Here is a 14,940-nt window from a genome sequence, read left to right as displayed (position 1 = left end):
GGCGGCGAAGGGTCCCATGTTACCACTGTTTTCCTGCACGATTGTGCCATGAATGCGCTATCGGGATAGTTGCTCCAGTACCTCGGTTACCTGTTGCAGGCGCTGCTCCGGGCCGCTTTCATCCAGTGTGAAGCTTAGCTGGTTGGCGCCCTGTAGTTGGAAGCTGGTGGGGCGGCTTTGTACCAGCTTGACCAGGGTAAGCGGATCCACATTGGCCTGCTCGGCAAATTCGATACGGCCGCGGCTGGCGGACGCTTCGAGCTTACGGATGCCCATCTTGTTGGCGTTGAGCTTGATTTCGGTAATCCGGAACAGGTGTTTGACGGGGTCCGGCAGCAGGCCGAAACGGTCGATCATCTCCACTTGCAGCTCTTTCAGGGCGGCCTTGTCTTCGGCGTTGGCGATACGCTTGTACATGATCAGGCGGCTGTGGACGTCCGGCAGATAGTCTTCCGGGATCAGTGCCGGCACCCGCAGGTTTACGTCCACAGCGGGTGATTCCAGTGGTTCGTCGATATTGGGTGTGCGGCCTTCGCGGATGGCCTTGACGGCATGGTCCAGCATTTCCATGTACAGATTGAAGCCGACACTCTGGATCTGTCCGCTCTGTTCTTCGCCCAGGAGTTCACCGGCCCCTCGAATCTCCAGATCGTGGGTGGCGAGGGTGAAGCCAGCGCCCAGGTCCTGGGCTTCGCTGATGGCCTCCAGCCGTTTGACGGCGTCGGCGGTCATGGCGCGCTTGTTCGGGGTAAGCAGGTACGCATAGGCCTGATGGTGTGAGCGACCAACCCGGCCGCGCAACTGGTGCAGCTGGGCGAGGCCGAACTTGTCGGCGCGCTCGATAAGGATGGTGTTGGCGCTGGGTACGTCGATACCGGTTTCAATAATGGTGGTACATACCAGCACGTTGAAGCGCTTGTGGTAGAAGTCCCCCATGACCTGTTCCAGCTCGCGCTCGCGCATCTGGCCGTGACCGACACCCACGCGCGCTTCCGGAACCAGCTCCTGGATCTCGCGGGCGATGCGTTCGATGCTTTTCACCTCGTTGTGCAGGAAGTACACCTGGCCACCGCGCAGGATTTCGCGAAGGATGGCTTCCTTTACCAGGGCGTCGTCGCGCTCGCGTACGAAGGTCTTCACGGACAGGCGCCGCGCTGGCGGGGTAGCGATCACGGACAGGTCGCGAATACCGGCCATGGCCATATTCAGGGTCCGGGGGATAGGAGTGGCAGTGAGGTTGAGAATGTCCACTTCCGAGCGCAGGCTCTTCAGTTTTTCCTTCTGGCGAACCCCGAAGCGGTGCTCCTCGTCGATGATCAGCAGGCCCAGATTCTTGAACTTGAGGTCGCTCTGCAGCAGCTTGTGCGTGCCGACGAGAATGTCCACCTTGCCTTCCGCAATCCGTTCCTTGATCGCGTCCACTTCTTTGGAGCTGCGGAAACGGGAGATAACCTCGATTGCCACGGGCCAATCGGCAAAGCGATCCTGCAGGGTCTGGAAATGTTGCTGCGCGAGCAGGGTGGTCGGCACCAGCATGGCGACCTGTCTGCCTTCGTGCGCAGCAACAAACGCTGCGCGCATCGCAACTTCGGTCTTGCCGAAGCCCACGTCGCCGCACACCAGGCGATCCATGGGTTTATCGGACAGCATGTCGGCCACGACGGATTCGATGGCGTGCTGCTGGTCCGGCGTTTCCTCGAACGGGAAACCGGCGGCGAATTCCCGGTAGGCGAGTCCGGGGTTGCCAAATGCGTGGCCCACACGGGCTTCGCGGCGCGCGTAGATATCGAGCAGTTCCGCTGCGGCATCCCGTACTTTTTCTGCGGCCTTGCGCTTGGCTTTCTGCCACTGCTCGCTGCCGAGCTTGTGCAGTGGCGCCAGTTCCTCGTCGGCACCGGAATAGCGGCTGATCAGATGCAGGCTGGCGACCGGGACGTAAAGTTTGGCGCCATCACCGTATTCCAGGGTCAGGAATTCGGCCTGTTGCCCATCAATATCGAGGCTTTGCAGCCCCTTGTAGCGACCGACACCGTGGTCGATGTGTACCACGGGTGCGCCGATACGCAGTTCTGCGAGGTTTTTGACCGCATTGTCCGCATCTTCCTTGGCCTTGCGACGGCGGCGCTGTTGCAGCACGCGGTCACCGAACAGCTGTGGCTCCGAGATCACGTTGATGGCCGGGTCCTGCAGTACCATGCCCTGGTCAATGGGGGCTACGGTAATCCCGAAGGCTTCGCCGCTATCGACAAAGGCCTCCCAGCAGTCGAATGTTTTCGGTTTCTGGCGGATGCCGGACAGCAGTTCCAGCAGGGCCTCGCGGCGGCCATTACTTTCCGCACAGAAGAGTACCCGGCCCGAATATTCCATCAGGTAGGCTTCCAGTGCCCCAAGCGGTTGTTCCGATTTCCCGTTCACCGGAAGGCTGGGGGGCGCGGCGGTAGCGAAGTTGTAGTTGCCGGCGGCTTCCTCAAGGGATTCCGTTGAGAAGAAAGCCCGCGGGTGCGTTTTTAGGGCCCCGTAAAACTCATCGACGTTCAGCAGTACCTGGCGGGGCTCGAGAATCGGCCGGGTCAGATCACCCCGGCGGCTCTGGAAGCGATTTTCGGTTTCGTGCCAGAACGATTCCACCGGTTTTTGCAGGTCGCCCTGGATGAATATCGGGCTGCTTTCGGGCAGGTAGTCAAAGAGGCTGGCACATTCGTCAAAGAACAGGGGCAGGTAATACTCAATACCCGCTGGTGCGATACCCGCGCTGATGTCCTGGTATATGGACACCGGGCCGGGATCCACGTCGAACTGTTCGTGCCAGCGTTCCAGGAACTTGGCCAGCCCGGCCTTGTGCATCGGGAACTCTCGAGCCGGCAGCAGATCGATTTGCTCCACACGGTCGACCGTGCGCTGGTCTTCCGGGTCAAAGGTGCGCAGGGATTCAATTTCATCGTCAAACAGGTCGATCCGGTAGGGCAGGGAACTGCCCATCGGGAAAATATCCATTAAGGAGCCGCGCACGGCAAACTCGCCGTGCTCATAAACGGTATCCACGCAGTGGTAGCCCGCCTGCTCCAGTAATTTGCGCTGCGTGTTCAGGTCAAATTTTTGTCCCTCGTGCAGTACCAGGGCGTTGCCGGCCACATAATCTTTGGGGGCCAGTCGGTGCAGGGCGGTACTCACCGGGACTATGACGATCCCGCTGTACATCTGCGGTAATCGATACAGGGTGGCCAGGCGGTCCGAAATGATGTCCTGGTGTGGGGAGAAGGTGTCGTAGGGGAGGATTTCCCAATCCGGGAACTGGAAGATTTCCAGCTCATCCTCACCGTTCGGGGAATTATTTTCCAGGCCCCCATCTCGCCGTGACTTGTTAAAAAATTTCAGCTGGACCTCAAGCTGGTGCGCTTCCTGGCTATTGCGCGCAATCACCAGGGTTGGGCTTGGGGCCGTTCGGGCCGCCTGTAAAATTGCCAGCGCGGCGCTGGCGCCGTGGAGTTGCCCCCAATACTGGCGGTCGTTCTGGTCGCGGAAGGCGGGGGGCGATAGTGGGGGGAACTGGCTCATGTTTCCTTATAATTCCGTACTTTCTGACCGCGTAGAGGGCGGAAGGCGCACTATTGTAGCGGCGATCGATGGCCGGTGCAGGCTGCTGGTGAAAATCCTGTTTTCCGTATGCGCGCGGGAGCGGAATTCTGGAGCCCTGACCGGCCATTTTCCGGTGTGTTTGAATGTAGTTTAACTACAGTTTTTTGACTGTTTTTCGTGCGGTTGCGCGCCTGAGGGGGAATACACATAATCCGCTGCGATGTGACCTGGGGGCTGATTCAAATGGCCGCCGGGCGCCGTACCAGGACCTATATTTTTCACTTTGCAGAGGTGTCTGACAGTGACTCAGAAGCGACCGAAGCCCGCAGACTTTTTCAAAGACTGGAAAGCGCGTGAAGCGCTGGCGGAATCCATGATTCCGATGATTGGCAAGCTCAACCGGGAAAGCAACGTCGGCATTTATATGTACGGCCAGAACCTGGTCAATCGCTCTGTGCTGAGCATCATGAAGGCGCACCGCTTTGTGCGTCAGGTGGAAGAGAATGAACTGTCCGAGTTCGAAACCTTCCCGGTGCTGGAAGCCATTTGCAAACTTGAGCTGGGTCCGGTGCATATCGACCTGGGCACCCTGACCAATAAATTCATGCGTGATGAGCGCGGCCTGTCTGTTGAAGACTTTGTTCGTGAAGAGCTGGCAGACGCGTCCGGTGCTGGCACTCCGCTGCCGCAACCGCAAGACGTGGTGATTTACGGTTTCGGCCGTATCGGCCGCCTGGTGGCACGCCTGTTGATCGAGAAGGCCGGCAGTGGTGATGTGCTGCGTCTGCGTGCGATCGTGCTGCGCAAGGGCAAGGCGGATAATGACCTGGTCAAGCGTGCCTCCCTGCTGCGTCGCGACTCCGTGCATGGCGCCTTCAACGGCACCATCCGTGTTGATGAAGAGTCCAGTAGCCTGATCTGTAACGGCAACGAAGTGAAGGTGATCTACGCAAACTCCCCGCAGGAAGTGGATTACACCGAATACGGCATCAGCAATGCGTTGATCGTTGACAGTACTGGTGTATGGCGCGACGAGGAAGGCCTGGCGCAGCACCTGGAAAGCAAGGGTGCCGCCAAGGTGCTGCTGACCGCACCGGGCAAGGGTGACATCAAGAATATCGTTTACGGTATCAACAACGGCGATATCACCCCGGAAGACAAGATCCTGTCCGCCGCTTCCTGTACCACCAATGCCATTGTGCCGGTACTGAAAGCCATGATGGACAAGTACGGCGTTGAGCACGGCCACGTTGAGACCGTTCACGCCTACACCAATGACCAGAACCTGATCGACAACTATCACAAGGGTGAGCGTCGCGGTCGTTCCGCTGCACTGAACATGGTATTGACCGAGACCGGTGCGGCGAAAGCGGTATCCAAGGCGCTGCCTGAGCTGAAGGGCAAGCTGACCGGTAATGCGATCCGTGTGCCGACCCCGAACGTGTCCATGGCCATCCTGAACCTGCGCCTGGGCAAGGAAACCACCAAGGAAGAGTTGAACGAGTACATGCGCGATGTGGCGCTGCACTCGCCGCTGCGCCAGCAGATCGACTTCACCAACTCCCCGGAAGTGGTGTCCAGCGACTTCGTAGGCTCCCGTCGCGCGTGCGTTTTCGACTCGATCGCCACCATCGTCGAGGAAGACAACGCAGTACTGTACTGCTGGTACGACAACGAGTTCGGCTACAGCTGCCAGGTTGTTCGCTGCCTCGAAGATATGGCCGGTGTCCGCTACGAGCTCTTCCCCAAGAAGGACTAAGCGGCGACTGACCGGTTCCCGGGGCGGGCGTGCCCGTCCCGGGGTGTCACTTCCTCTAAAGTTGTTGTTTTTTCAGCAAAAATTTCCCCCTCTTCGCCGCTTTTGGCTGCTTTCGCTCTGGTAAACACTTTGTCCCATCCTTATAATGCGCGCGATTTTGCGGGGCTGCCGTGCAGCCGGGATAATTGTGCCTGAAGATCGCTGAGCCCTGATGAGTGCTGGCGGAAATTCAGTGTTCCCGGGTGGTTAGCAACTTCTAATTTAGTGGCTCGCTGAGGTGTGGCTACTATTTGGTCAAGGCCTATGTTTGCCGCGGCCTAAGTCCCCGCTATGGGTTTCCTCTTTTCATTTTTAGCGTTTTTTAAACCTAGAAGCTTACAAACCTACCAACTTAGAACTTAGGCATAGGCGTATGAGAAAAATCCGTCGGGGATTGGATTTACCCATATCCGGCGCGCCCGAGCAGGTCATCTACGATGCACCTGCAGCCAAGACTGTTGCGGTACTTGGTCCCGATTACAACGGGATGAAGCCGACCATGGCAGTTGCGGAAGGGGATAGCGTCAAACTCGGACAGCTGCTGTTCACCGATAAGAAAACCGAAGGCGTGCGCTACACCGCACCAGCTGCCGGCCGCGTAGTGGCAATCAACCGTGGTGCCCGTCGGGTGCTGCAGTCTGTTGTCATCGAGGTCGAGGGCGATGAGGCCGAGCAGTTTGCCAGCTACGGTGCTGGTCAGCTGGCCAGCCTGACCGCTGAGCAGGTACGGGTAAACCTGCAGGAGTCCGGTCTCTGGACTGCACTGCGCACCCGTCCGTACAGCAAGGTACCGGCACTGGATGCCCAGCCGTCTGCGCTGTTTATCAATGCCATGGATACCAACCCGCTGGCGGCCGACCCTGCTGTGATCATCGCCGAGCAGCGCGATGCGTTCACCCAGGGCGTTGAGATTCTCGCCAAGCTGGCCGAGAAGACCTTCGTATGTACCGCGCCTGACGCGGACATCTCTGTACCGAGCGTTGCTTCCGTTCAGCGCGAAGCCTTCGCGGGTCCGCACCCGGCTGGCCTTTCCGGTACCCATATCCACTACCTGCACCCGGTCAAGCCCGGTCGCCAGGTTTGGACCATCGGTTACCAGGACGTGATCGCCGTCGGCAAGCTGTTTGAAACCGGCAAACTGTACACCGACCGCGTCGTGGCCTTGGGTGGCCCTCAGGTAAGCAAACCGCGTCTGCTGCGCACCCGTGTGGGCGCCGACCTGACTGCGCTGCTGGCCGGTGAGACCGCTGGCGACGACAACCGCGTGATTTCCGGCTCCGTATTCGGCGGCCGCACTGCGGAAGGTCCTCTGGCCTACCTCGGCCGCTACCACAACCAGATCTCTGTACTGCAGGAAGGCCGTGAGCGCCCGATGCTGCATTACTTCACGCCTGGTGCGAGCCGCTTCTCCGTGCTGCCGATCTACATCAGCCGCTTTATGAAGAGCAAGCTGTTCAACTTCACCACCAGCACCAACGGTTCCGAGCGTGCGCTGATGCCAATCGGCACCTACGAGCGCGTAATGCCGCTGGATATCCTGCCGACCCAGCTGCTGCGCGCACTGGTTGTTGGTGATACCCAGGTTGCCCAGCAGTTGGGTGCCCTGGAGCTGGATGAAGAAGACTTGGCGCTGTGCACCTTCGTGTGCCCGGGCAAGTACGATTTCGGCCCCATTTTGCGGGACAACCTGACTCGTATTGAGAAGGAGGGTTAAGGATGTTGCGTAAATTACTCGACAACATGGAGCCGCACTTCCACAAGGGCGGTAAATACGAAAAGTTCTACGCGCTGTACGAAGCGATCGACACTGGTCTGTTCCAGCCGGCTGATCGCACCAAGACCACCGCGCACGTGCGCGATGGTATCGACCTGAAGCGCATCATGATCACTGTTTGGGCTTGCGCCATGATCCCCATGTTCTACGGCATGTGGAATGTGGGCTTCCAGGCCAACACCATCATGGCTGACATGGGCATGACCGAAGCCGCCGGCTGGCGTCACGCCATCATCGGGGCGCTGACTGGCTACGACGCCAACAGCCTGTGGGACAACCTGGTGCACGGCGCCATGTACTTCCTGCCGATCTACGCGGTGACCTTCATCGTGGGTGGTATCTGGGAAGTGCTGTTCGCGGCCGTACGTGGCCACGAAGTGAACGAAGGCTTCTTCGTAACTTCCATCCTGTTCGCGCTGACCTGTCCGCCGGACCTGCCGCTGTGGATGGTGGCAATGGGTATCAGCTTCGGTGTGGTTATCGGTAAGGAAGTGTTCGGTGGTACCGGCAAAAACTTCCTGAACCCGGCACTGACCGGCCGTGCTTTCCTGTTCTTCGCCTATCCGGCGGCCATGTCTGGCGACGCGGTATGGACAGCGGTTGACGGCTACACCGGTGCGACCGCGCTGTCTGTAATGGCGAGTGAAGGCATCCAGAACGGCGTGGTGAACGCTGCGGGTCAGCTGACCTGGATGGACGCGTTCTTCGGCAAGATGCAGGGCTCTATCGGTGAAACCTCCACTCTGGCGATGCTGATTGCCGGTGTGATCCTGATCGGTATGAAGATTGCCAGCTGGCGCATTGTTGCCGGCACGCTGCTGGGCATGATGGCCACCGCCACTCTGTTCAACTTCGTTGGTTCCGAAACCAACCTGATGTTCGGAGTGCCCTGGTACTGGCACCTGGTGGTGGGCGGTTTCGCCTTCGGTCTGATCTTCATGACCACCGACCCGGTATCCGCTGCCATGACCGACGCTGGTCGCTGGTGGTACGGCATCCTCATCGGCGTAATGTGCGTGTTGATTCGCGTAGTGAACCCGGCCTTCCCGGAAGGCATGATGCTGGCGATCCTGTTCGCCAACCTGTTCGCGCCGCTGTTTGACCACTTCGTGGTGCAGTCCCATATCAAACGGAGGTTGGCACGTGGCTAATAAAGATTCCGTAAAAGGTACGCTGATCGTTGCACTGGTGCTGTGTATCGTCTGCTCCGTGGTGGTTTCCACCGCGGCAGTGATGCTCAAGCCTACCCAGAAAGCCAACGCTGAGCTGGACATGAAGAAGAACGTATTGCTGGCCGGTGGCCTGATCGATGCCGATCAGAGCAACGCCAAGGCCATCGAAGATGCGTTTGAATCCGTGACCATCAAGTACGTAGATCTGCGTACTGGCAAGTTCACCGACGAAGCGCCTGCTGGCGGTACTGGCCGTGCTGCGGCCAAAGTCGCGAGCGCCAGTGAAAAACTGCCTGCTGAGCAGGACACCGCCAAGATCATCCGCCGTGAAAACACCAAAGAGGTGTACCTGGTGGAGAAGAATGGTGAGCTGCAGCGCATTATCCTGCCGGTCCGTGGTTACGGCCTGTGGGGTCAGCTGTACGGCTTCCTGGCTCTGGAGAGCGACCTGACCACCGTAGCGGGCCTCGGCTTCTACGAGCACAAGGAAACTCCAGGACTGGGTGGTGAAGTTGACAACCCGCGCTGGAAGGCCCAGTGGGCTGGTAAAGAAGTTTACGATGCCAGCGGCGACGTAGACATCTCTGTGATCAAGGGCAGTGTTGACCCGAGCAGCCCGAAAGCTGCACACCAGGTAGATGGCCTCTCCGGAGCCACTCTGACCAGTAAAGGTGTCAACAACCTGGTTAACTTCTGGCTGGGTAGCCAGGGTTACGGTCCCTTCCTGAAAAACCTGAAAGCAGGGGAGGCGTAAGCATGAGCATGAAATTGAAAGACACTCTGCTGGAGCCGGTTTTCAACAACAACCCCATCGCGTTGCAGATCCTCGGTATCTGTTCTGCGCTGGCGGTAACCAGCTCGCTGCAAGTGACGCTGGTAATGTGTATCGCTCTGACCACGGTTACCGCGTTTTCGAACTTGTCGGTATCCCTGATCCGTAACCACATTCCCAACAGCATCCGGATCATTGTGCAGATGACCGTGATTGCATCGCTGGTAATCGTTGTGGACCAGATCCTGAAGGCGTATGCCTACGACATCTCCAAGCAGCTGTCGGTATTCGTTGGTTTGATTATCACCAACTGTATCGTAATGGGCCGCGCGGAAGCCTTTGCCATGAAGCACGGTCCCAAGGACAGCTTCTTCGATGGTATCGGCAACGGTCTGGGTTACAGCTTCATCCTGATCTGCCTCGCCGTGATCCGTGAGCTGTTCGGTGCGGGCAAGCTGTTCGGTATCGAGATCATGTCTACCGTCAACAACGGTGGCTGGTATGTACCGAACGGCATGCTGCTGCTGCCGCCGAGTGCGTTCTTCCTGATCGGCCTGATCATCTGGGCAATCCGTAGCTGGAAGCCGGAGCAGGTTGAAGAGCAGGAGTTCAAGATCGCGCCCAACTCTAAAGCTGTTGCAGCGCAGGAGGCCTGATAGATGGAACACTTTATTTCTCTGATCATTCGCGCCGTTTTCATTGAAAACATGGCGCTGGCCTTCTTCCTCGGGATGTGTACCTTCCTGGCGGTATCCAAGAAGGTCGAAGCGGCGATTGGTCTCGGTGTTGCGGTTGTCGTAGTACTGACCATCACCGTTCCGGTTAACAACCTGATTTACACCTACCTGCTGAAAGACGGCGCGCTGGCCTGGGCCGGCTACCCGGACGTGGACCTGAGCTTCCTCGGCCTGCTGTCTTACATCGGCGTTATCGCGGCTCTGGTACAGATCCTGGAAATGTTCCTGGATAAGTATGTACCGGCGCTCTACAACGCCCTGGGTGTATTCCTGCCGCTGATTACCGTGAACTGCGCCATCATGGGTGCGTCTCTGTTCATGGTGGAGCGCGAATACAATTTTGGTGAATCTGTTGCTTACGGCTTCGGCGCCGGCCTCGGCTGGGCACTGGCGATTACCGCTCTGGCGGGTATTCGCGAGCGCATGAAGTACAGTGACGTGCCGGACGGCCTGAAAGGCCTGGGCATCACCTTCATTACCGTTGGTCTCATGTCGCTGGGCTTCATGTCCTTCGGCGGCATCGATATCTAAGCGGGGAGGTTGAATAACATGGAATTAACGGATATTTATTTCGGCGTCGGCATGTTCACCGTGATCGTGCTCGCGCTGGTAGCCATCATTCTGGCTGCCCGCTCGCGCCTGGTGAACACCGGTGACGTCAACATCCTGGTTAACGGTGAGAAAACCCTCACCGTGCCGGCTGGTGGCAAACTGCTGCAGACCCTGGCTGCCAACAACCTGTTCCTGGCCTCCGCCTGTGGTGGTGGCGGCAGCTGTGCGCAGTGTGTGTGTAAAGTGAGCGAAGGTGGTGGCGACATGCTGCCGACCGAAGCGGCGCACTTCACTCCGCGTGAAGCCAAGCAGGGCAAGCGCCTGTCTTGTCAGGTTGCGGTTAAGCAGGACATGAAGATCGAAGTACCCGAAGAGGTGTTTGGTGTTAAGCAGTGGGAATGCACTGTGGAATCCAACCCGAACGTGGCGACCTTCATTAAAGAGCTGACCCTGAAGCTGCCGGAAGGCGAGAACGTAGACTTCCGTGCTGGCGGTTACGTACAGCTGGAAGCGCCGCCCCATCACGTGAAGTTCTCCGACTTCGAGATCGGCGAAGAGTACCGTGGCGACTGGGAGCACTTCGGCTTCTTCAAGCTGGAGTCCAAGGTCACCGAGCCGGTGGTTCGCGCCTACTCCATGGCCAACTACCCGGAAGAGAAGGGCGTTGTTAAGTTCAACATCCGTATCGCTACTCCGCCGCCGCGCACCGAGGGTATTCCCCCGGGCCAGATGTCTTCCTACGTCTTCAACCTGAAGCCGGGCGACAAAATGCGCGTATACGGTCCCTTCGGTGAGTTCTTCGCCAAGGACACCGACAACGAGATGGTCTTCATCGGTGGTGGTGCCGGTATGGCGCCGATGCGTTCGCACATCTTCGACCAGCTGAAGCGTCTGAACTCCAAGCGCAAGATCAGCTTCTGGTACGGTGCGCGCTCCCTGCGCGAGATGTTCTACGAGGACGACTACAACGGTCTGCAGTCAGAGTTTGATAACTTCCAGTGGCACATCGCCCTGTCTGATCCGCAACCGGAAGACAACTGGACTGGTTACACCGGCTTCATCCACAACGTCGTGTACGAAAACTACCTGAAGGACCACCCGGCTCCGGAAGACTGTGAGTACTACATGTGTGGGCCGCCCATGATGAACGCGGCGGTAATCAACATGCTGAAGAACTTGGGCGTAGAGGATGAAAACATCCTGCTCGACGACTTCGGTGGCTGATGACCACATGATTGGCTGTGTAACAACAACCGCAAAAACAGGGCCGAAGCTTTCGGCCCTGTTTTTGTTTGTGCGTAAAGGGTTTGTCGGTCTGGTCACCGTGTTGCTGGCATTGACGCTGGCGGCTTGTGACAGGAAGGCGGAAAATTGGAAACTGTCTGGCCCAACCATGGGTACCAGCTACCACATCACCGTGGTGCAGGTGCCGGCGGGGCAGGCGAAAGCGCCGTTGCAGTCGGCGATTGACGCCGAGCTTGCCGCGGTGAATCAGGAAATGTCGACGTACATCCCCGATTCCGAGCTGATGCGGTTTAACGCCGCGGCGACTGGTGTGGCGGTGGAGGTTTCACCGCACCTGGCGGACGTGGTTAACCGTTCACTGGATATCTACCGCCGCAGTGGCGGCGCGTTCGATGTCACCATTGGACCGCTGGTCAACCTCTGGGGCTTTGGCCCCAACCCCGAGCCGGAAACGATTCCGTCGGACGAGGAGATTGACCGGCTGCAGCAAGTGCTGGGATCCGATGCGCTGTCGCTGGATGGCCTGACCCTTACAAAGTCACGCCCGGTATCCATCGACCTCTCGGCCATTGCCAAGGGCCATGGTGTCGATCGTGTTGCCGAGCTGCTGGAATCCCGCGGCATCACCAACTACCTGGTGGAGGTAGGTGGCGAACTGCGCACATCAGGGGTGAGCCCGCAGGGACAGCCCTGGCGCATCGGGATCGAGCGGCCGACTGCGGGGCAGGTGGTGCAGAAGCCGATCCAGGTCAGCGGCAAGGCCGTAGCCACCTCCGGGGATTACCGCAATTACTACGAGCGCGACGGCAAGCGTTATGCCCACACCCTGGACCCCCGCACCGGGCGCCCGGTGGAGCATCGCCTCGCGTCAGTCACTGTGATTGCCGACAATTGCGCGGAAGCGGATGGTCTGGCGACCGCATTTAATGTCATGGGCGCCGAAGCGGCGTTAAAATTGGCAGAGAAAGAAGGGCTGGCGGTATTTCTGCTGGTGAAAGCGGAACAGGGCTTTGAAGAACGCTACAGCGAAGCCTTCACTCCGTATCTTGAGAGTCAGGGGAGGTAACCGTGACTATTTATATCCTTGCATTCGTAATCCTGGTTCTGATCGTTACCGGTATGGCACTGGGCGCGATCATCCAGAACAAGCCGTTGAAAGGCTCCTGTGGTGGTCTCAACAAGATCGGCATGAAGAAGGACTGCGACATTTGTGGCGGTGACGACCAGGAGTGTGAGAAAGAGCAGGAGCGCCAGCGTAAGATCGCTGAGGCCAAAGCCGCTGCCAGCACTGACCTGGCTTACGATGCCACCAAGCGCCAGGACTGATCCTGGCTCTTGCCTGGCCCTTGCCTTGCTGAGGCGCCGTGATTTGACCCAATAAACACTTAAATAATCAAGACAGTAATTCGATGGCAGATTCCAAGTACGATCTGGTAGTAATCGGTTCCGGCCCGGCCGGTGAAGCGGCAGCGATGAGCGCTGCCAAGAAAGGACTGCGCGTAGCCGTAATCGAGCGCAGTCAGTCAGTAGGGGGCAACTGTACCCATAAAGGCACCATTCCCTCAAAAGCGCTGCGTCATTCCGTAAAGCAGCTGATGCGCTACAACACCCAGGCCGTGTTCCGTGCTTTGGGCGAACCGCGCAGGCTGACTTTTCCGCAGGTTATGGAAACGGTTAACAAGGTCATTTCCTACCAGGTGGAAATGCACACCAGTTTTTATGCGCGCAACCGTGTGGACCTGATTACCGGTGATGCCCAGTTCCGCGATGCCAACAGCGTTGTGGTGCAGCTGACCGACGGCGCCCGCGAAATTGTCACTTCGGAAAAATTTGTCGTCGCCACCGGCTCGCGCCCGTACCGCCCGGCGGATGTGGACTTCAACCACGAGCGCGTCTACGACAGCGATACCATCCTGGACATGGAGCACACGCCGCAGGCCATCATCATTTACGGTGCCGGTGTGATCGGTTGCGAATACGCATCGATTTTTGCGGCGCTGGGTATCAAGGTGGACCTGATCAACAGCCGTGGCCATCTGCTGGAGTTCCTCGACGACGAGATCTCCGATGCACTGAGCTACCACCTGCGCGATATGGGTGTCACTGTCCGTCACCGGGAAGAGTATGCAAAAGTCATCGGTACCGACCGCGGTGTCGTGATGGAGATGCAATCCGGCAAGCGTATTTCCGCGGATGCACTGCTGTGGTGTAACGGCCGCTCCGGTAATACCGGCAGCCTCGGCCTGGACAAAATTGGTCTCGAAGCCAACCACCGCGGCCAGCTCGCCGTGGATGAGCACTACTGCACCGAAGTAGAAAACGTATTTGCGGTGGGCGATGTGATCGGCTGGCCGAGCCTCGCCAGTGCCTCTTACGACCAGGGTCGCGCAGTGGCCGCTGCGGTGGTTGGCCGTGGGCACCGGGTGATCGAAGACGCACCTACCGGTATTTACACGCTGCCGGAGATTTCCTCCGTCGGTAAAACCGAGAGTGAGCTGACCAACGCCAAAGTGCCGTACGAAGTAGGGCGTGCATTGTTCAAGCACACCGCGCGTGCACAGATTTCCGGCGAGCGCGTGGGCATGCTGAAAATCCTGTTCCACATCGAAACCCGTGAAATCCTCGGTATCCATTGCTTCGGCGCGGAAGCGGCGGAAATCGTGCATATCGGCCAGGCAATTATGAAGCAGCCGGCGCCGAACAATACGATCGACTTTTTCGTGAACACCACCTTCAACTACCCGACCATGGCGGAAGCCTACCGCAGTGCGGCGCTGGACGGCCTGAACCGGGTGACCCGACTGTGAGCGAGCCATCGCCCGCGGAGTTCCGCCAGCTGGTGGAGGGGATATTTTCCGATATCCCCTTCGTGCGTGAGGTTGGTCTCCGTTTGCATGAGTTTGATCTGGAGAATCAAACGCTGTCAGCAGCGTTCGAGTTGAAGCCACAGCTGATTGGTAACCATTTCCAGAATATTCTGCACGGCGGAGTTATCGCGACGGCGATGGATACCGTTGGCGGCATGACCGCGATGGTCGCAGCCTATCAGCGTATGGGTGGGGCGATTGACTGGAATGAAAAGATTCAGCGCCTCACGCGCCTGGGTACGGTGGATATGCGGGTGGATTACCTGAAGCCCGGTCGTGGCTCCCACTTCGTTTGCGAAGGCTCAATTTTGCGCGTGGGCAACAAGCTCGTGGTGACGCGTATGGAGCTGCACAACGACAGTGACGAGCTGATCGCTATGGGAACAGCGACGTTCCTTTACTGATCGCATGTCTGACTATCGACTGTTGATGCGCTGACCCGGAACG

General features: G+C 58.4%; 12 protein-coding genes. 11 read left to right on the top strand and 1 reads right to left on the bottom strand.

Annotated elements, in window-relative coordinates; genetic code table 11:
* Positions 1-57 precede the first annotated feature (57 nt).
* A complete protein-coding gene (gene mfd, locus LC093_RS03080; protein ID WP_226661892.1) occupies positions 58-3,555 on the bottom strand; it encodes a transcription-repair coupling factor in 3,498 nt (1,165 codons plus the stop codon).
* Between the two features lie 316 nt (positions 3,556-3,871).
* Between mfd and LC093_RS03075 the strand changes: the two genes are divergently transcribed.
* From LC093_RS03075 to LC093_RS03025, 11 genes are all read left to right on the top strand, one after another.
* On the top strand, positions 3,872-5,335 hold the full coding sequence (locus LC093_RS03075; RefSeq protein ID WP_226662425.1) for a glyceraldehyde-3-phosphate dehydrogenase: 1,464 nt from the start codon (positions 3,872-3,874) through the stop codon (positions 5,333-5,335).
* A 412-nt stretch (positions 5,336-5,747) separates the two neighbouring features.
* Positions 5,748-7,088, top strand: coding sequence for a Na(+)-translocating NADH-quinone reductase subunit A (locus LC093_RS03070; RefSeq protein ID WP_226661889.1), 1,341 nt, complete (start codon positions 5,748-5,750; stop codon positions 7,086-7,088).
* 2 nt (positions 7,089-7,090) lie between these two features.
* On the top strand, positions 7,091-8,299 hold the full coding sequence (locus LC093_RS03065) for an NADH:ubiquinone reductase (Na(+)-transporting) subunit B (RefSeq protein WP_226661886.1): 1,209 nt from the start codon (positions 7,091-7,093) through the stop codon (positions 8,297-8,299).
* Positions 8,292-9,074, top strand: a complete 783-nt coding sequence (locus LC093_RS03060) for a Na(+)-translocating NADH-quinone reductase subunit C (RefSeq protein WP_226661882.1) — start codon at positions 8,292-8,294, stop codon at positions 9,072-9,074. The genes LC093_RS03065 and LC093_RS03060 overlap by 8 nt, the downstream gene beginning before the upstream one ends.
* 8 nt (positions 9,075-9,082) lie before the next feature.
* A complete protein-coding gene (locus LC093_RS03055; RefSeq protein WP_226662422.1) occupies positions 9,083-9,748 on the top strand; it encodes an NADH:ubiquinone reductase (Na(+)-transporting) subunit D in 666 nt (221 codons plus the stop codon).
* Between the two features lie 3 nt (positions 9,749-9,751).
* Complete coding sequence (nqrE, locus tag LC093_RS03050; RefSeq protein WP_226661879.1) at positions 9,752-10,360, top strand: NADH:ubiquinone reductase (Na(+)-transporting) subunit E; 609 nt, start codon at positions 9,752-9,754, stop codon at positions 10,358-10,360.
* 18 nt (positions 10,361-10,378) lie between these two features.
* Entirely contained in the window at positions 10,379-11,605 is a 1,227-nt protein-coding gene (gene nqrF / locus LC093_RS03045; protein ID WP_226661876.1) for an NADH:ubiquinone reductase (Na(+)-transporting) subunit F, read from the top strand.
* Entirely contained in the window at positions 11,571-12,692 is a 1,122-nt protein-coding gene (locus LC093_RS03040) for an FAD:protein FMN transferase (RefSeq protein ID WP_226661873.1), read from the top strand. Before nqrF ends, LC093_RS03040 begins: the two co-directional genes overlap by 35 nt.
* A 2-nt stretch (positions 12,693-12,694) precedes the next feature.
* Complete coding sequence (gene nqrM / locus LC093_RS03035) at positions 12,695-12,952, top strand: (Na+)-NQR maturation NqrM (protein ID WP_226661871.1); 258 nt, start codon at positions 12,695-12,697, stop codon at positions 12,950-12,952.
* Between the two features lie 83 nt (positions 12,953-13,035).
* A complete protein-coding gene (sthA, locus tag LC093_RS03030; protein WP_226661868.1) occupies positions 13,036-14,433 on the top strand; it encodes a Si-specific NAD(P)(+) transhydrogenase in 1,398 nt (465 codons plus the stop codon).
* Positions 14,430-14,897 carry a thioesterase family protein gene (locus tag LC093_RS03025; RefSeq protein WP_226661865.1) on the top strand — a complete coding sequence of 156 codons (468 nt, stop codon included), beginning with the start codon at positions 14,430-14,432 and terminating at the stop codon, positions 14,895-14,897. Before sthA ends, LC093_RS03025 begins: the two co-directional genes overlap by 4 nt.
* Positions 14,898-14,940: the final 43 nt, after the last annotated feature.

It is taken from the genome of Microbulbifer aggregans (assembly GCF_020524005.1).
GTDB lineage: Bacteria > Pseudomonadota > Gammaproteobacteria > Pseudomonadales > Cellvibrionaceae > Microbulbifer > Microbulbifer aggregans_A.
This window is presented reverse-complemented; position numbering and strand designations above follow the sequence as displayed.